This is a genomic window from Acinetobacter sp. P8-3-8, assembly GCF_000214135.1.
In the GTDB taxonomy this organism is placed as follows: domain Bacteria; phylum Pseudomonadota; class Gammaproteobacteria; order Pseudomonadales; family Moraxellaceae; genus Acinetobacter.
The window spans coordinates 1-22,458 of the sequence record NZ_AFIE01000047.1; the positions used below are offsets into that span (position 1 = coordinate 1).

The 22,458-nt window shown below is 37.2% G+C and carries 18 protein-coding genes; 14 read left to right on the forward strand and 4 right to left on the reverse strand.

What is annotated here, in order from left to right:
- The 4 genes from GGG_RS0115195 to GGG_RS0115210 form a co-directional block, all read left to right on the forward strand.
- Positions 1 to 2,537: DUF3418 domain-containing protein (locus tag GGG_RS0115195; RefSeq protein ID WP_010116399.1), on the forward strand; the 2,537-nt coding region annotated here is incomplete at its 5' end.
- 45 nt (positions 2,538 to 2,582) lie between these two features.
- Entirely contained in the window at positions 2,583 to 3,698 is a 1,116-nt protein-coding gene (locus GGG_RS0115200) for a beta-ketoacyl-ACP synthase III (protein WP_010116401.1), read from the forward strand.
- A gap of 30 nt (positions 3,699 to 3,728) precedes the next feature.
- Positions 3,729 to 4,517 (forward strand): lysophospholipid acyltransferase family protein, encoded by a 789-nt coding sequence (locus GGG_RS0115205; protein ID WP_010116403.1) that lies wholly within the window; start codon positions 3,729 to 3,731, stop codon positions 4,515 to 4,517.
- A 29-nt stretch (positions 4,518 to 4,546) separates the two neighbouring features.
- Entirely contained in the window at positions 4,547 to 4,945 is a 399-nt protein-coding gene (locus GGG_RS0115210) for a GFA family protein (protein WP_010116405.1), read from the forward strand.
- A 95-nt stretch (positions 4,946 to 5,040) separates the two neighbouring features.
- On the opposite strand, the gene GGG_RS0115215 is transcribed toward GGG_RS0115210, so the two are convergent.
- Positions 5,041 to 5,673 (reverse strand): TetR/AcrR family transcriptional regulator, encoded by a 633-nt coding sequence (locus GGG_RS0115215; RefSeq protein ID WP_029574625.1) that lies wholly within the window; start codon positions 5,671 to 5,673, stop codon positions 5,041 to 5,043.
- A 107-nt stretch (positions 5,674 to 5,780) separates the two neighbouring features.
- Here GGG_RS0115215 and GGG_RS0115220 point away from each other — a divergent pair, with 107 nt between their 5' ends.
- Together GGG_RS0115220 and GGG_RS0115225 are read left to right on the forward strand one after the other, a co-directional pair.
- The gene (locus GGG_RS0115220) at positions 5,781 to 7,295 is read left to right on the forward strand and encodes an NAD(P)/FAD-dependent oxidoreductase (RefSeq protein ID WP_010116409.1); all 1,515 of its coding nucleotides are present in this window, start codon (positions 5,781 to 5,783) and stop codon (positions 7,293 to 7,295) included.
- Between the two features lie 74 nt (positions 7,296 to 7,369).
- Positions 7,370 to 8,206 carry an SDR family oxidoreductase gene (locus GGG_RS0115225; RefSeq protein WP_010116410.1) on the forward strand — a complete coding sequence of 279 codons (837 nt, stop codon included), beginning with the start codon at positions 7,370 to 7,372 and terminating at the stop codon, positions 8,204 to 8,206.
- Between the two features lie 170 nt (positions 8,207 to 8,376).
- Here GGG_RS0115225 and GGG_RS0115230 read toward each other — a convergent pair whose 3' ends face one another.
- Positions 8,377 to 9,000, reverse strand: coding sequence for a LysE family translocator (locus GGG_RS0115230; RefSeq protein WP_010116411.1), 624 nt, complete (start codon positions 8,998 to 9,000; stop codon positions 8,377 to 8,379).
- Between the two features lie 337 nt (positions 9,001 to 9,337).
- Here GGG_RS0115230 and GGG_RS0115235 point away from each other — a divergent pair, with 337 nt between their 5' ends.
- Both GGG_RS0115235 and GGG_RS0115240 read left to right on the forward strand, forming a co-directional pair.
- The gene (locus tag GGG_RS0115235) at positions 9,338 to 10,168 is read left to right on the forward strand and encodes an NAD(P)-dependent oxidoreductase (protein WP_010116412.1); all 831 of its coding nucleotides are present in this window, start codon (positions 9,338 to 9,340) and stop codon (positions 10,166 to 10,168) included.
- A gap of 146 nt (positions 10,169 to 10,314) precedes the next feature.
- Positions 10,315 to 11,253 (forward strand): LysR substrate-binding domain-containing protein, encoded by a 939-nt coding sequence (locus GGG_RS0115240; protein WP_010116413.1) that lies wholly within the window; start codon positions 10,315 to 10,317, stop codon positions 11,251 to 11,253.
- Between the two features lie 127 nt (positions 11,254 to 11,380).
- On the opposite strand, the gene GGG_RS0115245 is transcribed toward GGG_RS0115240, so the two are convergent.
- Positions 11,381 to 11,998, reverse strand: a complete 618-nt coding sequence (locus GGG_RS0115245; RefSeq protein WP_010116414.1) for a TetR/AcrR family transcriptional regulator — start codon at positions 11,996 to 11,998, stop codon at positions 11,381 to 11,383.
- 620 nt (positions 11,999 to 12,618) lie between these two features.
- A complete protein-coding gene (cysS, locus tag GGG_RS0115250; protein WP_010116415.1) occupies positions 12,619 to 14,040 on the reverse strand; it encodes a cysteine--tRNA ligase in 1,422 nt (473 codons plus the stop codon).
- Positions 14,041 to 14,250: 210 nt separating this feature from the next.
- Here cysS and GGG_RS0115255 point away from each other — a divergent pair, with 210 nt between their 5' ends.
- The 6 genes from GGG_RS0115255 to GGG_RS19875 all read left to right on the forward strand — a co-directional run.
- Complete coding sequence (locus GGG_RS0115255; protein ID WP_010116417.1) at positions 14,251 to 15,228, forward strand: KpsF/GutQ family sugar-phosphate isomerase; 978 nt, start codon at positions 14,251 to 14,253, stop codon at positions 15,226 to 15,228.
- Between the two features lie 3 nt (positions 15,229 to 15,231).
- Positions 15,232 to 15,771, forward strand: a complete 540-nt coding sequence (locus tag GGG_RS0115260; protein WP_010116418.1) for an HAD family hydrolase — start codon at positions 15,232 to 15,234, stop codon at positions 15,769 to 15,771.
- A 39-nt stretch (positions 15,772 to 15,810) separates the two neighbouring features.
- Complete coding sequence (lptC, locus tag GGG_RS0115265) at positions 15,811 to 16,356, forward strand: LPS export ABC transporter periplasmic protein LptC (RefSeq protein WP_010116419.1); 546 nt, start codon at positions 15,811 to 15,813, stop codon at positions 16,354 to 16,356.
- Positions 16,343 to 16,912: a lipopolysaccharide transport periplasmic protein LptA gene (lptA, locus tag GGG_RS0115270; protein ID WP_010116420.1), complete on the forward strand. Its 570-nt coding sequence runs from the start codon at positions 16,343 to 16,345 to the stop codon at positions 16,910 to 16,912. Before lptC ends, lptA begins: the two co-directional genes overlap by 14 nt.
- Positions 16,912 to 17,655 (forward strand): LPS export ABC transporter ATP-binding protein, encoded by a 744-nt coding sequence (gene lptB, locus GGG_RS0115275; protein ID WP_010116421.1) that lies wholly within the window; start codon positions 16,912 to 16,914, stop codon positions 17,653 to 17,655. Before lptA ends, lptB begins: the two co-directional genes overlap by 1 nt.
- A gap of 654 nt (positions 17,656 to 18,309) precedes the next feature.
- Positions 18,310 to 22,458 (forward strand): SwmB domain-containing protein (locus tag GGG_RS19875; protein WP_034599687.1); only part of this gene is annotated, 4,149 nt, incomplete at its 3' end.

The window sequence follows — 22,458 nt, forward strand, 5'->3', positions numbered from 1 at the left end:
GTACGGCTTTACAAGAACAAAGTTCCCCTCTTTCTCAAAGAGGGGTTAGGGGAGATTCTGATAATGTTACAAAACATAATTCCGCTCAAGCTTCTTCGAAAAAAGCAGGGCAGCAAAGCAATGGCCTAACCAAAATCGGGCAACAAATGGCGAAAATGCCAATTGATCCACGTCTTGCTCGAATGATTTTGGGTGGGGCGCATTTTGGGGTGTTGAATGAGGTTCTCATTATTGTTGCAGCCTTGGCTGTGCAAGATCCTCGTGAACGCCCTGCGGATAAACAAATGCAAGCAGATCAAAAGCATGCATTATTTAAAGAAGCAGATTCAGACTTTTTGTTCTATATCAAACTATGGAACACGCTGACAGAAAACCGCGAAAATTTGAGTGAAAGTAAACGTCGTAATTTCGCCAAGCAGCATTTTTTAAGTTGGTTGCGGTTACGTGAGTGGAAGAAAACGCATGAGCAATTGGTTGATTTAGCACAAGGTTTAAAGCTCTCGTTTAATACTAAAACGGCAAGCTATGAAAATCTACATCGTGCATTGCTTACAGGGTTATTGTCGTTCATTGCCAATAAAACAGATGAACGAAATATTTTCATGGCCGTGCGTCAGCAAAAAGCACGTATTTTTCCTGCATCCACATTGCATAAGACCAATACACCTTGGGTTATGGCTTTTGAGATGGTGGAAACATCACAAGTTTATTTGCGTACTTTGGCAAAAATAGAACCTGAATGGATTTTGCTAGCTGCGCCTAATTTATTGAAACATCACTATTTCGAACCACATTGGGCGAAAAAACCAGGTGTAGTGAATGCTTATGATCAGATTTCCTTATTCGGTCTAATTATTGAACCAAAACGAGCGACTAATTTTGAAAAAGTCGATCAAGCGGCTGCGCATGAAATTTTCCTAAGAGATGCTTTGACCACAGGCAATTTAGGTATTACGCCACCATTTTTAAAACATAACTTGTTAAAACTTGAAGAAGTTGAACGTGTTGAAGATAAATTACGTCGTCGTGATTTAGTGGTGGATGAAGAAACGATTTATCAATTTTATGCAGCAAAAGTGCCGAAAGAAATTGCAAGTCGTCGAACCTTTGAAGATTGGCTTGCAACAGTTGAACCGAAAGATCCACGTTATTTATTTGTGGATGATGATGCGCTATGGATGAATGATCGTCCAACTACACAGCAATTCCCAGACTATTTACACAATCATCAACTTCGTTTAGCAGCAAGTTATCGTTTTGATCCGAGCCATGATGAAGATGGTGCAACGGTTAAAATTCCAATCCAAGCGCTTCCTCAAGTAGATGAAAATGTTTGGTCATGGGGGATTCCAGGTTGGCGATTAGATTTGATTGAGGCGTTGTTGAAATCTTTACCCAAAGATAAACGTCGTAATTTAGTGCCTATTCCTGATACTGCTAAAAAATTAATGAAACTTGTTGATGCACAACATTTACAAGCGCATCTTTTTGAATTTTTGGCTTTCCAGTTACGTGGCGAGCAAATCACAACTAAAGATTTTTCATTTGAACGTATTGATCAATATCTGATTCCTTTTATCAAAGTCATTGATGAAAAAGGACGCGTGATTGAGAAAGGACGTCATTTAGATGAACTCAAAGCACGTTGCCGTACAGAAACACATAGTCCTGTGAAGCAGTTAAAAGGTGAGTTTAAAACTTTCCCTGATCAGTTTGTGTTTGAAGCTTCGCAGAAAGTGACAGGTGTTGTGGTTAAGCAATATCAAGCACTTGTACCTAGTAAATCTTTTGCTGAGCTGGATGCTAAAGATGAATCAGGTATTGTGATTCAGACATTTAATGATCAAAATGAAGCGATTAAACAACATCGAGAAGGTGTTATTCGTCTGATTCATTTGCAATTGGGCGATTTAATTCGTCAGTTGAAAAAACAAATGTCTAAGCCGCTGGCTTTGGCATATTCTCCATTGGGTGATAAAAATCAACTTGAACAAATGTTGATTTATGCAACTTTACAAATGGCGATCAAAAACTTACCAATCAATGCTGAAGAATTTTCAACATTAAGCAATGATGTGAAAAAGACATTCCTCAGCCATGGTCAAGACGCTTTGAAATTGATCAGTGAAATTTATATTCAATGGCAAGAGATTCGTCAGCGTCTGTTAATGCTAGATCAAGACGTATTTGGCAAAAATATGGATGACATTGAAGACCAGCTAGATTTGATGAATTTATCCAACTTTGTCTATTCAAAACCTGCTGATGTGTGGCAAGAATACCCACGATATTTAAAAGCTTTGATATTGCGTTTGGATCGTTTGCCGAATAATCTTAAGCGAGATGATGCCGCGATCAAAGAAATTGATCCGTGGATGGAAAAGTTATTTCAATTCAAAAATGATAGCCGTTTGAAAGAAGTGTATTTCATGGTGGAAGAGTTAAGAATTTCTTTATTTTCCCAACCGATGAAGACCAAGATGCCTATTTCCCCAACTCGAATACAAAAAGTATGGGAAAAGCTTGGAATCAGTTAAAATAGTCGTAATTTGAGTTTTTAGAGTTTTAAAAAGGAGTTTTGCATGGGCATCCGTATTACAGGTACAGGTCTTTACCATCCTGAAGAAGTGATTACCAATGAAGAATTGGTAGAATGTTTAAATGCTTATGCGGAACAATTTAACAGCGAAAATGCTGAACAAATCGAAACGGGTGAAGTTGTTGCACGCCGTGGTTCTAGTGCCGAATTTATTGAAAAAGCATCGGGTGTTAAACGCCGTTATGTCATTGAAAAAACGGGTGTATTAGACATCAACCGCTTACGTCCTCGCTTAGAAGAACGTTCTGATGAGGAACTTTCTATTCAAGCTGAATGGGGCGTGATCGCTGCAAAACAAGCGATGGAAAATGCAGGCGTGACCGCTGAAGATATCGATGTTGTTATTCTTGCATGTTCAAACCTACAACGTGCTTATCCTGCTGTCGCCATTGAAATCCAAACGGCATTAGGCATTCAAGGTTATGCCTATGATATGAATGTGGCATGTTCAGCAGCGACTTTTGGTTTAAAACAAGCCTATGATGCAGTGAAAACAGGTGCACGTCGTGTGCTATTGGTCAATGTCGAAATCACTTCAGGTCATACCGACTATCGTTCACGTGATTGTCACTTTATCTTTGGTGATGTTGCAACAGCTTCAATCATTGAAGAAACGGATTCTAAAACTGGTTTTGAAATTTTAGATACGAGCTTATTCACGCAATTCTCAAATAATATCCGCAATAATTTTGGCTTCTTAAATGGTTCTGAATTAACTTCACGTGATGACAAACAGTTCCGTCAAGACGGTCGTAAAGTGTTTAAAGAAGTGTGTCCATTGGTGGCTAAAATTATTTCGACTCAATTGGAAAAGAACAGCATTCAACCTGAAAATGTTAAACGTTTTTGGTTGCATCAAGCCAATGCCAATATGAACGAATTGATTTTAAGATTAATCGTGGGTAAAGAAGCTGCTGAAGCTGATCCAGATTTAGTGCCGATTATTTTAGATGAATTCGCTAACACTTCTTCAGCAGGTGTCATCATTGCTTTACATCGTACAGCGAATCAAGTGAATGATGGCGAATACGGCGTACTCTGCTCATTTGGTGCAGGTTATTCTGTAGGTTCAATCCTTGTTCAAAAACATGTTGCTTAAATCTTAAATTTAATTTTGTAGAGCTACAGCATGACTGAAAAAGCGTTGCAAATACGACACAATTCGAAATTGATTCGATTGATTAGTAGTTTGCAACGCTTTTATTTTCGCCCAACGTTTTTAGGTGCAGAAAATATTGATCAAACTAAGCCTGCAATGTATGTGGGTAATCACACCATTTATGGCGTATTAGATTCACCTATTCTCATTGATTATTTATTTAATGAACATAAGATTGCCGTGGTAAGTTTGGCTGATCACATGCATTTTCATATTCCTGTATGGAAAGAAGTGGTGAAACGTGTCGGTGGGGTGGATGGTGTTCAAGAATATGCCAAAGAAGCCATGCGACAAGGTTATTCAATCTTAGTTTTTCCAGGTGGCGGGCGAGAGGTCATTAAACGTAAAGGCGAGGCTTATCAACTGATTTGGAAGCAACGCTTTGGTTTTTTGAAATTGGCGCAAGAATTTGGTTATGACATTGCACCATTTGTGGCTTTGGGCGGTGATGAAGTTTTTGATTTAGGTTTCGATGCAAATGTTTTATTGAAACAGAAGTGGTTTAATAAAATATTGTCCAATCCTAAGATGGGTTCTTTACTCAGACAAGGGGAAGTAATTCCTTCTATTCCTAGTCATATTATTCCCAAACGTATTCCTTTTTATTTTAAATTTATGCCACGTTTATCTATCGATCAAATCCAAACGATGGATGATATGGTTGTGTTTCGAGATGAATTACAACAATTGATTTACAGTGAAATTGAAGCACTCAAATTATATCGTGAGCATGACTTAAAGCAGAAGAATCATCAGTAGCTCAGATTTCATAAAATAAAGGAATAAAAATGTACACAGCCTCATGTCTTTGCGGTGCAATTCAACTGAAAATAAATACAGACATTCCAAAGATATTTGTTTGTCATTGTCAGCAATGTCAAAAAGCGCAAGGTTCAGCTTTTGTTGCTATAGCACCCATTCATACACAAGATTTAGAAATACTGACAGGACAAGAACAATTGGGGGAATATTATGCGACTGAAAATAAAAAACGCGTTTTCTGCAAAATCTGTGCATCACCTTTGTTTAGCGCACGCTTAGACTTACCTGAAATTGTCCGCTTACGTGTTGGTATTATCAATGAACCACTCAATGCACAAATTGCTTCACATGCATTTACAAACTATAAAGCCGCATGGTTTGAAATCTTGGATGATCACGCTAAATTTCCTGAAGCAGTATGTTGATGCACAGATTTAAAATTACTTTTCAATATTTTTAGAACATTTTGAGTACGCTATCGTCTTTGTTACGATTTTGGCAAAAATGAATAACTAAAAATTTAATTTTTGCGCATCCCTGCAACAATCAAATCAATAATCGAATCGCCATACTTTTGTAAACCGTCTACATCATTTGGGTTGGCTAAAAAACGCAAAGCGCCATTGGTAATCATGCCAATAATATTATGTCCTGTATTTTCACAGTCTAAATCAGCTCTGAAAATATTCAGTTCAACGCCATGTTTTAGATAATTCGCTGTGAGCACACCGCCCATTTGTATCAAACTTTGCACAAATTGAGTCATTTCTTTATCAATCGAAGTCGCTTCTAAAAGTAACAGTTTTAATGTGAGTGGGTTTTGTTGCGCAAAGCTTCTTAAACGTTCTGAAATACGCTGACATTGTTCACGATATTCTTCAATATTATTAAAAGCTTGTGGTGCATTTTCACCACTCAGAAGCATCATGATTTTTTGGATGGTATCGGAAATAACATGCTGCAAAATATCTCGCTTATTTTCAAAATGGCGATAGAACGTACCATGTCCAATACCGAGTCGTTGGGCAATATCGGAAATCGCAGTTTGATGATAACCACGATTTGAGAACTCCAAAAAAGCGGCTTCAACGATCTCAGTTTGTAATTGCAGACGTTGTCGTTCTGCACGGCTTAAGTTTGCATTTTCATTCATAAAAAAGATTGACCAAAAATCATTAAAATTACTGAATAATGGAAATTGACAAGTCATTCCGTTTTTGACATTGTATTCCTATCGTTCACATTCTATGCGATTTTAAAATGAAACAACACAAAAATAACAGTAAGGCACAACATTTTTATAAAGTCATCATCGTGGGTGGTGGTTTTGCAGGACTTGGTGCTGCCATTAAACTTAAGCAAGCAGGTATTGAAGATTTTATTCTTTTAGAAAAAGCTGCTGAAATGGGTGGGGTGTGGCGTGAAAATACCTATCCCGGTTGCGCATGTGATGTTCCATCTGCTTTATATTCATACTCTTTTGAGCAAAATCCTGCATGGACACGTGTGTTTGCTCAACAAAAAGAAATTAAGCAATATTTATTTGATGTGGTGGATAAATATCAAATCATGCCGCATGTACGTTTAAATACTGAAGCCTTAGCTGCTAAGTGGTCAGATGTAGAGCAATGTTGGGTGATTCAAACGCCTCAAGGTGAACTGAGGTCGCAATTCTCAATTCTTGCATGTGGGCCAATGCATGAACCTGTATTACCTTCGGTCAAAGGAATTGAAGGTTTTAAAGGTGAAATTTTCCATTCTTCACAATGGCGACATGATCTTGATTTAACAGGTAAACGTGTTGCTGTGATTGGTACAGGTGCTTCGGCAATTCAATTTGTGCCACAAATTCAACCACATGTTAAGCAACTCACGGTTTTTCAACGAACTGCACAATGGATTTTGCCTAAATCAGATATTCCATTATTCGCGCCTGTTCGTAGTTTATTTAAATTCTTACCACTAACTCAACAACTCATGCGTGGTTCAGTCTATGGTATTTTTGAGACCATTAATGGCGGAATTCAAAGTCCCGCAGCGATGAAGCAGTTTCAAAAATTAGCGCAATGGCATTTAAATAGTCATATTAAAGATCCTATTTTACGCAGTAAATTAACCCCTGATTTTATTATTGGTTGTAAGCGTATTCTTCAATCCAATAATTGGTACCCAGCTTTAGCACAACAAAATGTAGATGTGATAGCAAGTGGTTTGACTGAAATTCAAGGTAATACTTTAATTGCGAACAATGGCGAACGTTGTGAAGCAGACATTATTATTCTAGGGACTGGTTTTGAAATTGCTGAACCACCGATTGCCAACCGAGTTTATAACCGCTTTGGTCAAAAAATGTCAGATGTTTGGCAAGGTAGTCCAGAGGGTTATATGGGGACAATGGTTGAGAATTGTCCGAATGGTTTTCTGATGTTTGGCCCAAATGTCGCCGTGAGTTCTTCTGCATTTATTATCATTGAAGCACAGCTTGATTACATTATGGATGCACTAAAACAGGCTGAGCAGTTGGGGATAAAAACCATTGAACCAAATCCTGAAATTACACGAAAATTTAATGAGAAGGTTCAAGCGGCTTTGCAATCAACGGTATGGAACAAAGGGGGCTGCCAAAGTTATTTTATCGATCGTAATGGGCGTAACAGTACAGCATGGCCTTGGACGACATTTAAATTAAAAGAAAAGATGAAAAAATTTAATTTGAATGAATATCTGATTGATCATAAGCCACACGTTAAAACAGCAGAAATAGTCGAAGCATAAGCATTCAATACTGTTGATTATTTAAATGCTTTATCAAGCTTTGATTTGAAAATAAGATAAAACGAGGAAGGGAAATGTTTAAAAAACAAAAATTAAAAGACAAAGTCGTCGCAATTACAGGTGCTGCACGTGGAATAGGACTTGCCACGGCAGAGGCTTTAATTGCACAAGGGGCAAAGGTTAGTATTGGTGATGTTGACTTAACACTGGCTGAAAAGGAGGCTGAGCGAATTGGTGCGAAAGCATTTAAGGTCGATGTTCGTGATCGTGAATCATTTGCAACATTTATTCAAAATACAGTTCAGCACTTTGGTAGCCTTTATGCACTGGTCAATAATGCAGGCATTATGCCGATGGGTGCATTTTTAGATGAAGATCCTGCATTGGCAGATGCACAAATTGATATTAATTTCCGTGGTGTGGTTATAGGAATGCAATTGGCCTTGCCTGAATTGTTAAAAAATAACACAGGGCATATTGTAAATATTGCATCATTGGCAGGGCGTTTTGCTTTACCAGGATCTGCGATTTATTCAGGAACAAAATTTGCTGTGTTGGGTTTAACTGAGGCTGTGGCAGGGGAATTTAGAGAGAGTGGTATTGAATTTACAGCGATTATGCCAAGTAAAGTGTTAACTGAGCTAACAGCAGGAACTGAAAAAGCAGCAAAAGTGATTCCAACGGTTACACCACAACAAGTGGCTAATGCTGTTGTAAATACATTGATCAAACCACGCTTATTTGTAGCTGTACCTGATTTTTTACAATCAGTGCATGGTACCTATAGTATGATGCCACAATGGATGCAGCAAGGTGCGCGCCGAATTCTTGGTGATGATGGAATATTAACCAAGTTAGATCATTCAGCGCATTCAAGTTATGCAAATCGGATTCATAAGTTGGCAAAGTAATTGCATATATGAATATAGATATCTTTCATGAATATTTAACTTTCTATTTTGGTGAAAAATAAATTACATATTGAAAGATATCCTGTTTGATTTAGTTTATACCCAGTTTATGTGGCCCAAAGTAAATACTCCACTTTGGGTCATTTTTTATGATTCAGTTTTTGTTTGGGTTATTTTCTAGCACTCAACAATATTTGTGTGGCTAAACCAAAAAATACCGTTCCCATGAACCATTTTTGTAGTTTTAACCATAAAACATGACGGCTTAAAAACTGGGTAAATGAGCTGGCTGTAAAGATGAATAATGCATTTACCATAAGACTAATGATGATTTGTACCATGCCTAAAGATAGAGTTTGCAATAAAACTGCATCGGCATGTGGCTGAATAAATTGAGGTAATAAAGCTAAATACATCATGGCAATTTTAGGATTGAGTAAATTGGTTAAAAAACCCATGAGAAATAATTTAGTATTTGAATACATTTGAACATTTGTTAGTTCGAATGGTGATTGTGGCGAAGTGATTGCTTTCCATGCTAAATAGATTAGATACATTGCTCCTGCAATTCTGAGTGCATCATAGGCCAAAGGAATGGTCATGAGTAATGCAGTGATCCCAAATGCGGCGCACAACATATAGAATAAAAAACCAAATGCTGTACCACCTAGTGAAACGAGTCCTGCTTTTTTACCTTGGCAAAGTGATCTTGAAATGAGGTAAATCATATTCGGGCCGGGCGTGAGTGCCATTCCCAATGCGATTAAAGCGAACGCGAATAAATGAGAACTCATATCAGATCATCTTAAGCAGTCCATAGCTGATTATATTAGTCCTAAGGTTCAGAATATTCTAGTGATTCAAAGTATTGAAAATGACATAAATCCAGAGAAATTGTGATGAATAGAGTGCATTGAATATTCACAAATCATTCTTAGACTATGACCTAGATCAAGTCATTTATATTCAATGACATATATAAAAGTTGGAAAATAATGCTCGAATCAATCAAATATTTAATTTTTGTACTGATGAGTATATAAATTGATAGATTTTATGCTACCTGAAAGAATTAAACTTGCTGTAAATTAGTGCACTGTGAGTAAAGTCAATAAAAACAAAGAGGGAAACATGTCATTAGCAGGTAAAACACTATTTATCACTGGGGCGAGCCGTGGCATTGGGCGCGAAATTGCACTTAAGGCCGCACAGGATGGTGCAAATATTGTCATTGCAGCCAAATCTACAGAAGAGCATCCAAAACTGGGTGGTTCGATCTTTACTGTTGCAAAAGAAGTTGAAGAAGCGGGGGGGAAAGCCTTAGCCATTCAACTGGATGTTCGAGATCAACATGCTGTTGCCAATGCAATGCAACAAGCTGCGGAACATTTTGGTGGCATAGATATTCTCATCAATAATGCAGGTGCAATTAAGCTGTCAGGTGTGGAAATGCTTGATCCAAATCGTTTTGATTTGATGTATCAGATTAATACCCGTGCTGTGATGGTTTGCAGTCAAGCCGCTTTACCTTATTTAAAGAAAAGTGAAAATCCACATATTTTAAATTTATCTCCACCTTTAAATTTAGATGAAAAGTGGTTTGCAAGTTATGCGCCGTATACGATTACTAAATATGGTATGAGTATGCTGACAATTGGGATGAACCAAGAGTTTGCAAATTATGGAATAAGTGTCAATTCTTTATGGCCAAGAACCATTATTGCGACGGCTGCGATTGAATTCTCGTTGGGTGGAAAGCAAATGTTTAGCCGAGCACGTAAACCGAACATCATGGCAGATGCGGCTTATCAAATTCTCATTAGTCAAAAACGTGCAATTACAGGGCGTTTAATCATCGATGAAGACATTCTCAAAGAATCAGGTGTGACAGATTTTTCTCAATATCGTTATGATGATACCGATGATGAGTTAATGGTCGATTTATTTGTGAATGAGTCATAATTTGATATTCAAAATATGATTCAAATGTACCGATTTTAGTAAAGCAGTTTTGATTGTTTAAAATCGGTACATTAAAACATTGGAAAAAACCATAAAAAAGGTGAATATATAGGGCTGAATCCAAAAAATGAGTGAGATGTTATTTCGTGTATGAGTTAGATTGTAAGTTACTCAGTATTTTTTACTATATCTATAAATTTAAAAGTGTTTCTGCCGCAGCGGATCACTTGGCTATGAGTCAACCTACAGTCAGTAATATTCTCACGAAAATACGCACACATTATAACGATCCATTATTTTTGCGGATCGGCAATGAAATGGTGCCGACAGAACTGTCCAAACAGCTCTATCCATTGGTCAGTGAAGCATTAAGTAAAGTCGAAATTATCAATAATTTTAGTGTGGATTTTGATGAGTCTGCATCGCAACAACAGTTTACTGTGGCAATGACTGATGTTTCTCATTTGGTCCTTTTACCTAAAATTTCTCAATATTTAAAACAACATGCACCGCATGTGAAATTGAATGTCCGTGCAATTACTTCTGAAACCAGTTATCAAATGGCCAATGGTGAAATTGATTTAGCGATTGGTTTTTTACCGCATTTGGAAAATGGTTTTTATCAACAAAAATTGTTCGAGCAATTTTATGTGGTCATTGCATCGAAAGACCATCCAAGACTGAGTAATGATCATATTACTGTTGAGCAGTATTTGAGTGAGTCTCATATCGATATTGATGCAGGAGTAGGGCATTACCACATTGCCAACGAATTATTAAATTTGGATTTAAAGCGTAATATTTTGATGCGTATTCCAAGTTATTTAGGTGTGGGTTTGGTTGTGCAAGACACAGATTCTATTGCCACAGTGCCTTATTATTTGAGTGAAGTTTTATTATCGAGAGGTAATTTGAAGATTTTACCTGCACCAATTTCATTCTCAACTTATTCAATTAAGCAATATTGGCATATGTCTTGTCACCATAAAACCAGTCATCAATGGTTAAGACATATGTGTTATGAAATTTTTAGTCAGGTCAATTCAATGCCTTTACCGAGTCAGTTGTTACGTCCAAATCAATAAAAATCTATTATTTTGATTTACATATCAGCACATATTCACTGCAACATTGCTTAAGCACAAAATGATTCGGTTTGTATTGGCTTTAATTTTCAATCTTCTATTTTCAATAATGTTTAGCCTAAGCCGCTTAGTCTAATTGTTCATTATCTGTGAGTTTGTCAGGTGTCATTAAAGCTTGATTTACGTAGAGTTTAATCAGACGTTCACGTGAACCAATTGATTTTTGATAATAGGTTGAATTGAGCAACAAAGATGCGCCGTAAGTGACTGTCCAAATATAAGACAAATAATCACGAATAGACATGATGCTATTCAGTGATTTTAGATGCGCACCAAACAAATCTTTCAGTTCTAAAATACGTTCTTCACGAATTTGGTAAAGTTCTTCGAACAAATCGTTCAATTTTCTTTCGTTATTGGTCAGACGTTCTTCAATCACATGCAATAAAATGGTTCGATTTGAATTGAGCATGTTGTAAAGCATATATTGCGATACATAAGTTTGAATATCTTTTTGATAGGCTTTTGAAATATCGAGTAATCGTTTCTCATTTTGAATAATGAGTTCTAAATAAAGCTGATTTTTACTTTTAAAATGTTTGTAAATCGTGCCTTTGGCAATATCCAGTTCTTCAGCGAGTTCACTGAGTGTAATATCTTGAGTATTATCGAGTAGAAGTGTTTCAGCCATGGCTAAAATTTTCTCTTTACGGAGTAGAAAATTTTGTTGGCGTACTGAGCTCATATAAATTGTTCCCAAAACATCAATAAAGAACCAGTGTTGAGTATATCAGCTATTCAAGGATTCAAAAATAGCTTGATAAAATAAGATGATATTAAGTCAATGATGATCATACTTCTGCTTATTTTTTGCTAGATTGTGTTTTAAAGGTGATCTTTTTGATCATTCAAAAGTTAGAAATGTGTGTCTCATTTCTATGATTGATCATTTGAATCTGGTTTATTTTTAGCTTAGGGTCTGTTGGCATTTCATAAATGGCTTGCGTTGTAGGCTAAAATTGAGCAGACGAGGAATGAAACGAAGAGAATAGCGAGACTATTTTCAAGTTTCGTAACGAAGGCTGAGATAATTTTAGCCACAACCCTTCGGGACTAGAGTGTTTTTTGACGCTACGTTGTTGTGAACTACTCATTTAGAATGACTAAATTTCGTATTTCACGCCTAGTGTCGCCTAAAAAACACTCATAGTCGCAAACATAGACGAATTGTCAACAGACCCTATTCATTACAAAAATAAAGCGCATTAATAAAGAGTGCATTAAATTTTAATGCGCTCTCATTGTTGTAACGACATTATTTCAACGACATTAATTTGTCATGGAAAGGCTATACGATTAAACAGTTTAGTCAGCACGACGCCAAACAGTACCTTGACGAGTATCTTCCAATACTACACCTTGATCGAGTAAAGACTGGCGAATGGCATCTGCATTGGCAAAATCTTTATTCTTTTTCGCGTCTACACGTTGTTGAATGAGGTCTTCAATTTCTGCCTCAGATAAACCAAGTTGTTCTTGACCAATATCTGACTTTAAGAATTCATCCACATCATACTGAACCAATGCCAAAATATGGGTTAGGTGGCGTAATGTAGAATAGAAAATCGTCGCTTGCGCTTCGTTTTCTTCTTTTACCGCACGATTCAATTCTTTAATGATTTCAAATAATACTGCAATTGCTTCTGCGGTATTAAAATCATCAGACATTGCAGCATTAAAGCGCTCAACAAAACTTGTATCTAAAGTTGTGACCGTTTTAGTACCATAAACTTGTTGATAAGCTTTAAAGGCATGATAAAAGCGTGAAAGCGTAGTTTTTGCTTCTTTTAATGCAAAATCAGAGAAATTCACAGGACTACGGTAATGTGAAGACACAATAAAGTAGCGAATCACTTCAGGGTGGAATTTTTCCATCACATCACGAATAGTGAAGAAGTTGCCTAATGATTTAGACATTTTTTCACCATCGACATTAATGAAACCGACATGCATCCAGTAGTTTACATATTGTTCATCTGTCGATGCTTCAGACTGCGCAATTTCATTTTCATGATGTGGGAACATTAAATCTGAACCACCACCATGAATATCAAAATGATTGCCTAGGCAGCAAGTTGACATTGCAGAACATTCAATGTGCCAACCCGGACGACCATTGCCCCAAGGCGAAGCCCATGACGGTTCATTTTCTTTGGCATGTTTCCACAGTACAAAGTCAAATGGATGTTTTTTCTCAACTTCGACATCAACACGTTCAGATGCACCCGCTTGCATATCTTCAAGTTTACGACCTGAAAGACGACCGTATTTTGCAAATTTTTCAACTTCAAAATACACATCACCATTTTCAGATGGATAAGCCGTGCCTTTATTCACCAGATTACCAATCATATTTTGCATCTGATCGATGTAATCTGTTGCACGTGGTGCTTCATCAGGTTCTAAGCAACCTAAGCGAGCGGCATCATCATTCATGGCAATAATAAAGCGTTCTGTTAATGCAGAAATGCTTTCGCCATTTTCATTGGCGCGCGCAATAATTTTGTCGTCAATATCTGTGATATTGCGTACGTATTTAACATTCCAACCTTGGCTACGTAGAAAACGAATAATATAGTCAAATGCAACCATCACTCGAGCATGACCGATGTGACAGTAATCATAAACTGTCATACCGCACACATACATGTCGATATGTCCTTCTTTACGGGGAACAAATTCAACTTTTTTACGTTGCTCAGAGTTGTAAAGAACAAATGGTTGCATAGGTCGTCTAAATGCTTATATAAAAAGGTAGTTAATCTTAACCTAAGCTCCATATTTCATAAAGATTTATGCGTTATTTTTCTAACAAAGTGAAAATTATATATTTAGGAAAGCAGCCTATTGTATTGCTATGCTAAAATATGAAAAATATTCCAGTCGATATTCAAACTCTTTTAGAGTTAAGGTCAGTTCATTTTGAATCTTGAAAATATGCAGAAACGAGTTGATTTTCAAAAGGTAGCACTTGAAACCTTACGCATTGAAGAGCAAGCCTTAGAGATTTTAGCGACACAAATTGATGATCGCTTTTCACGTGCTTGTGAAATTATTTTGCAATGTAAAGGTCGCTTAGTGATCACTGGTATGGGGAAATCGGGGCATATCGGTCGTAAAATGGCTGCCACATTTGCCTCTACAGGAACACCTTCATTCTTTATGCATCCTGGTGAAGCAGGGCATGGTGATTTGGGTATGCTGGTTGAAGGTGATGTATTGATCGCAATTTCAAACTCTGGAAAGAGTGATGAAATTATGATGTTAATGCCGCTTATCAAACATTTGAAGGTGCCTTTAATTACGATTAGTGGTGATGATAAAGGCCCAATGCCACAAAATGCGGATGTAGCATTAACTTTAGGAAATATTAAAGAAGCATGTCCTTTAGGTTTAGCGCCAACTTCGAGTACAACTGCAACTTTGGCATTAGGTGATGCTTTGGCTGTTGCATTATTGGATGCACGTGGTTTTACCGCTGATGATTTTGCGATGTCGCATCCAGCAGGTGCATTAGGTAAACGTTTGTTATTGCATGTAAAACATTTGATGCATACGGGCAACGATTTGCCGAAGGTTTTGCCTAACACGCCAATGAATAAAGTGTTATATGAAATTTCGAATAAGCGTTTAGGTTTAACCACCATTGTCGATGAAAATGACACCTTATTGGGTATTTTCACTGATGGTGATTTACGCCGTTTGATTGATAAACAACAAGGTTTTGATGTTAATTTACCTGTTTCAGAGGTGATGATTCAAAATCCATCGACAGTTTCTAAAGAAATTCGTGCGGTAGAAGCTTTAGAGAAAATGAACGAAAAGAAAATTAATCAATTTATTGTGGTAGATGAAAGCAATAAAGTGATAGGTGTAATAAGTATGCATGACCTGATTCAAGCTGGAGTAAATTAATCGATGGCTTCTTATGTTTTGTTAGAACAAGCGCGTCATATTGAAGCATTGGTTTTAGATGTAGATGGTATTCTCAGCGATGGTTTTGTCACACTTACGAATTCAGGTGATGAAATTAAATCTTTTGATATTCGTGATGGACTTGGGATGAAACTGGTTCAACAAGCGGGGATCAAAGTGATTATTATCACTGGGCGGAAAAGTAATATTGTTGAAAAACGTATGTCTGATTTAGGTGTGGATTTGGTTTTTCAAGGTCGTGAAGACAAAGGTGTTGCGTTGAAAGAAGCCTGTGCTCAATTCAATTTGCAGCCTGAAGACTGCTTATACATGGGAGATGATTGGCCTGATCTTTCTGCATTTGCAATTGCAGGTATGAAAGTGACTGTACCAAATGGTCATGTAGAAGTTCGTCGTCGTGCTGATTTGGTGACGCAAGCGATGGGTGGGCGTGGTGCAGTACGAGAAGTATGCGATATGTTACTGATGTCCAAAGGCGTTTACCAAGAACTACTTGAAAAATATACAGCTATACCGCATTAATAGCATAAATTCAGATTAATCGAATGTTGAATACGACTTATGGATACTAAGGTTTTATATGTTACTGCGGTTGTCATAGCGGCAATCAGTGGTGGCTATTATTATTACAGTGGAAAAGGCAAAAAGCTGGATGCAAATTCTGCACAAAGCATGACCTATTCTGCTGAAGGTATCCAATTGGTTCAAACCGATGAAAAGGGTAATTTGTATGTACGTGCTCAAGTAGATCATTTGGAACAAGATTTACAAAGAAATACGTCCAAACTTAAAAATCTCAATGCTTCTATGTTTCATCAAAACCAAGTTGATTCAACTTTTTTTGCAAAAGAAGCACGTGGATTTAATGATAATGAAAAAGTTATTTTAACTGGACAAGTTGAAGCAACAAAAATGAGTGACCAAGGGAAAATGGTGTTTCTGACGGATGAATTGACGGGTTACCCGAAGGTACGCAAGTTTGAAACAACTCATCAAGTGACTGTTAATGCACCTAATGCTGAATTTATAAGCCAAGGCTTAAAAGCTGATTTAAATGAAGGTCAATATGAATTCGCTCATATTCGAGGAAAGTATGCACCAAATTAAGCCATTTTCACTAACTCAATCTTTCCTAATAAAAGCAATCGGTACAGTGAGCTTGATGTGTTTATCTGCGTCCGTTTTTGCGTTGCCAAGTGATCGTAGCCAACCTATTTCACTGGTTGCAGACAAAGCAACGTATAGCGAACGTAGTGGTGTGACCACTTACACAGGCAATGTCATTATTGAGCAAGGTACTATGAAACTCCAAGCTGGTTCGTTGGTGGCACAACTCAATAAAAGTAAGCAAATTAGTACCATCACTGCGACAGGCTCTCCTGCAAAATTTCAGCAACAATTGGAAAGCAACCGAGGCATTGCCCGAGGTGAAGCGCAAAAAATCGTGTATAACGCTGAAACAGGTATTATTAACTTGATTGGTAATGCTTATCTTTACCAAGATGGTGCAAGCATACGCAGTAGTACACTTAAATACAGTATGAACAAAGGCGATATCGAAGCTTCTGGTACATCATCAGATGCGACTGGTAGTTCAAAAGGTCGAGTACAAATTATCATTCCACCTAGTGCGACTAAAACATTCCCTGGAGCGCGTGATTAATGCAAGTGCAGGATCAAACTCAAACATTAACCATCAAACACCTCGCAAAAGTGTATAACAAGCGTTGGGTTGTAAAAGACGTTTCTTTTAAAATGCAAAGTGGTCAAATTGTCGGTTTGCTTGGCCCGAATGGTGCAGGGAAGACGACAAGTTTCTATATGGTGGTTGGTTTGGTTCGAATGGATAAAGGTGTTATCCATTTAGACAATGAAGATATTTCAGATCTTGCGATGCATCAACGGGCGAGAAAAGGGATTGGTTATTTACCACAAGAAGCGTCTATTTTTAGAAAATTAAGTATTGCTGATAATATTATGGCGATTCTAGAAACACGCAAAGATTTGAATAAGCAGCAACGTCAGCAGCGTTTAAAAGAGCTATTAGAAGACTTTAAAATCACGCATATTAAAGACTCATTGGGTATGAGTGTGTCAGGTGGTGAACGCCGCCGTGCTGAAATTGCACGTGCATTGGCTGCTGATCCTAAATTTATGTTATTGGATGAACCATTTGCGGGTGTCGATCCAATTTCGGTGGGTGATATTAAAGACATTATTCGTCAGTTAAAAGATCGTGGTATTGGTGTTTTAATTACTGATCACAATGTACGAGAAACTTTAGCAATCTGTGAGCATGCATATATTGTCAGTGAAGGTTCTGTTATTGCTGAAGGTACACCTGAAGAAGTACTGGCAGATGAAACTGTTCGTGAAGTTTATTTAGGTGATGATTTTACAGTTTAAATAAGAAGTTTAATAATTAAAATTAATTATTGTTTGTGATTAAAGGTGAAGTTAATGACTTCACCTTTTTTATTTACTAGATTGAGGTTTTAAGTCTTCTATTTAGAAAATATTTAAATATTGATAAGCCATTTTTTATACAGTCATTATTTATTATTAGCAATACATTTTATCTTTAGAATAATTAATTTTGTTACATTTTTTTACATTTCCATAAAAAGCATGAATATTTATACATCATTAAGCTTTAATAATACCCATAAAAAAACAATGGGAATAAAAATACATTTGTATATAATTTATTTTAAAATATTGAGACTAAGTTAAAAAATATAGTTAAGTTAATATGCAAAAATAAAAATTAGCAATAATGAAAATATTTTGATAGATAAAAAATAGATTTAGTAATCCAAACTAAATAAAGATCACTTTAATGATAAATATAAATGGATTTTAATTAAAATAAAAATCAAGATTAGATAACTGCATCACTTAAAAATTAGAAGTCAATATTATTTTTATTAAAGTATCGTTCTGTAGATGATCGAAATCACTAATTCTTATATTTTTCTTAGTAATATTATGCACTTGTTAGGCATAGCGTATTTCCTTATCTTTTTTAATGGGTAGGAACAATAAAAGATAGGAAATAACATGACAACGAACACAATGTATGAGAAAGGAACGATTCAAGTCATGACTTTAGATAAGGAGAATATAAGTCGTCATATTTATAAAGCCAATTTAGATCAAGCTGATATTGCTAAAATAACCAGAGTGGGTAATCACTTAGAAATTGAATTAAATACGGGTGAAAAAGTCGTTATAGAAGACTTTTTTATAGGTGAACCCCCCAAAGAGTTGGTTTTAGAAACAGCGAGTGGGCAATATTTCTCAGTGAATTTACAGGAGTTTGATACAACAGGTGTTGTAACCAAGGTTGATTATGTCGGTATTGAAGATTTTCAAGATTATTTATCCGATGGTCAATCTGCTGTAGCGCCTACATGGGCATGGGTTGCGACTGCATTAAGTATTATTGGGATTGTTGCAAGTGCAGGGAGTAGTAGTGGTCATCATCCAAAGAATGAAAATAACAATGAAGATAATATAGATAAGACTGGGCCAATAATAACGCATGAGATTTTAGATAATAGCCACATTAAAATCGGTTCAGATGAAGCAAGCCAAATTATTATTACGGATGCAACTGGAAAAATCATCGGTTCAGGTCAAATAAATCAAGCGGGTAATATTGATATTACCTTAACAAGACCGTTACAAGATAATGAAGTAATTACCATTACAGCGACAGATCAGTCCGGAAATAAAACCATTGAGTCAGTCAAAGTCGGTGATGTGACTGATCCACAAGTTGAGGTTGATATTGTTGATAACAATACAATTCAGGTCAGTTCAAATGAGGTTGGAAGTAAAGTTGAAATTCATGACGAATCAGGTAAGACCATTGGTGAAGGCATTGTAGATTCAACGGGTCAAGTGACGATAGATATTGATGAAGTATTGAATGATGGTGACAAAATTATTGTCAATGTTACTGACAGTGCAGGAAATAGCACAACAGAAGTGATCGTGGTTGGTGATGTCACTGCACCTATTGTTTCAGCCGAAATTAAAGATGCAGATACAGTAGAAATAAAGTCAAATGAAGCTGGAACTATAGAAATTACCGATATAAATGGCAATATCATCGGTCGTGGAATTGCCACAGGTAATGATACGGTTGATGATGTTCAACTTGATCGTCCATTGATGGATGGTGAAAAGATAGTTGTTACCGTGACAGATGGTTCGGAAAATCCAAAACAAATTGAAGTGACAGCAGGTGATGTGACTGCGCCAAATTTTGTAAGTGCAGTCATTGATACAACAGGTACAACGCTAACCCTCCACTATAATGAAAATTTAGACAGTACAAATTTGCCTGAAATTGAACATTTTACAGTAACGGTCGGAGATGTTGTCGCCAACGTCATTGGCATTCGTGTGGATGGTCAGGATGTAATATTGACTTTAGACACCGCTGTAGCAGCAGGACAAAATGTTCAGGTTTCCTATACTGATCCAAGTGCGAGCAGTGATAATAATAGAGTTCAAAAAGTTGCGGATAATAACGATATTAATGCAATTCAAGATATAGCAGGGAATGATGCAACAGATTTAGCATCAGTAGTGGTGAATAATAATTCCACAGTGCCAATAACACCAACGGCTGATAGCACTGCACCAAACTTTGTAAGCGCATCGATAGATACATCAGGAACAACACTGACATTAACTTATAACGAAACTTTAGATGGTAGTAACTTACCCGCAGTAAGTAACTTTACTGTAACGGTTGGTGGTGTAGTCGTTAGCGTGGTTGGTATCACTGTCAATGGGCAGGATGTCATTCTGACTTTAAGTCAAGCCGTAACAGCAGGGCAAAATGTTCAAGTTTCTTATACCGATCCAAGTGTAAACAATGATAGCAATGCGATTCAGGATATTGTAGGTAACGATGCTGCGGACTTAAATTCAACACTGGTCAATAATAATTCTACAGTGTCAACAACGGATAGCACTGCGCCAATATTGCAAAGCGTAGAAGTCAATACAGTTGGTCAATTGGTGTTCCACTATAATGAAGCTTTGGATGGTGTGAATCTACCGAATGCGAGTTACTTAACGGTGACCGTTAACGGTCAGTCTGTTGCTCCAAGTACAATTACAATTTCAGGCAACGATGTCTTGCTTAGCTTCGTTCCAGCCATCGGTATTGGACAAAGTGTGAGTTATAGCTATACCGATCCAAGTTTGAATAACGATACCAATGCAATTCAAGATGTTGCGGGTAATGATGCTACTGATATTGCGCAAACCACTTTACCAGCAGATGATAATCATTCGAATGTTGATAGCACAGTACCAGTTTTACAAAGTGTAGAAGTAAATACAGTCGGTCAATTGGTATTCCACTACAACGAAGCTTTGGATAGTGCGAATCTACCAAGTGCAATTGATTTTAGTATCAGTGTCAACGGACAAACCGTCACTCCGACAAGTGTCACAGTTTCAGGCAATGATGTATTACTGAGTTTTGTTCCAGCCATCGGCATTGGACAAACTGTGAGTTATAGCTACAGCGACCCAAGTTCGAATAACGATACATCAGCAATTCAAGACACAACGGGTAATGACGCAAATAGCATTCCATCAACAACTTTACCAGCAGGTGATAATCACTCAAATGTTGATGTTACAGCACCACAACTCCAAAGCGTAGAAGTGAACACAGTCGGTCAATTGGTATTTCACTACAACGAAGCTTTGGATGGAACAAATTTACCAAGTGCAACTGATTTTATTATTAATATCAACGGTCAGTCTGTTGCTCCAAGTACAATTACAATTTTAGGCAATGATGTATTGCTCAGTTTCGTTCCTGCGATTGGAATTGGACAAAGTGTAAGTTATGGCTATAACGATCTATCCCCAAATAACGATACATCTGCAATTCAAGATGTTGCGGGGAATGATGCAAACAGCATTCCATTAACAACTTTGCCAGCAGGTGATAACCACTCAAATGTTGATGTTACCGCGCCAATATTGCAAAGCGCATCGATAGATACATCAGGAGCAACACTGACATTAACTTATAACGAAACTTTAGATGGTAGTAACTTACCCGCAGTAAGTAACTTTACTGTAACGGTTGGTGGTGTAGTCGTTAGCGTAGCTGGTATCACTGTCAATGGACAGGACGTTATTCTGACGTTAAGCCAAGCCGTAACAGCAGGGCAAAATGTTCAAGTTTCTTATACCGATCCAAGTGTAAACAATGATAGCAATGCGATTCAGGACATTGTAGGTAACGATGCTGCGGACTTAAATTCAACACTGGTCAATAATAATTCTACAGTGCCAACAACGGATAGCACTGCGCCAATATTGCAAAGCGTAGAAGTGAACACGGTTGGTCAGTTGGTGTTTCATTACAACGAAGCTTTAGATGGTGTGAATCTACCAAGTGCAACTGATTTTATTATTAATATCAACGGTCAGCCTGTAGCTCCAAGTACAATTACAATTTCAGGCAACGATGTCTTGCTCAGCTTCGTTCCAGCGATTGGAATTGGACAAAGTGTAAGTTATAGCTATAACGATCCATCATCGAATAACGATACATCAGCGATTCAAGACACAACGGGTAATGATGCAAATAGCATCCCATTAACCAATTTACCAACGGGTGATAATCACTCGAATGTTGATGTGACTGCCCCTGTTTTACAAAGTGTCGAAGTGAACACAGTCGGTCAATTGGTATTCCATTACAACGAAGCTTTAGATGGAACAAATTTACCAAGTGCCACTGATTTTAGTATCAGCGTTAATGGACAAACCGTCACTCCAACAATTGTCACGGTTTTAGGCAATGATGTATTACTTAGCTTCGTTCCAGCGATTGGGATTGGACAAAGCGTCAGTTATAGCTACACAGATCCATCATCGAATAACGATACCAATGCAATTCAAGATGTTGCGGGGAATGATGCAAACAGCGTTCCATTAACCACTTTGCCAGCAGGTGATAACCACTCAAATGTTGATGTCACTGCGCCAATATTGCAAAGCGTAGAAGTGAATACAGTTGGTCAATTGGTATTTCACTACAACGAATCTTTGGATAGTGTGAACCTACCGAATGCGAGTTACTTCACAGTGACCGTTAACGGTCAGCCTTTTGCTCCAAGTACAATTACAATTTCAGGCAACGATGTCTTCCTCAGCTTTGTT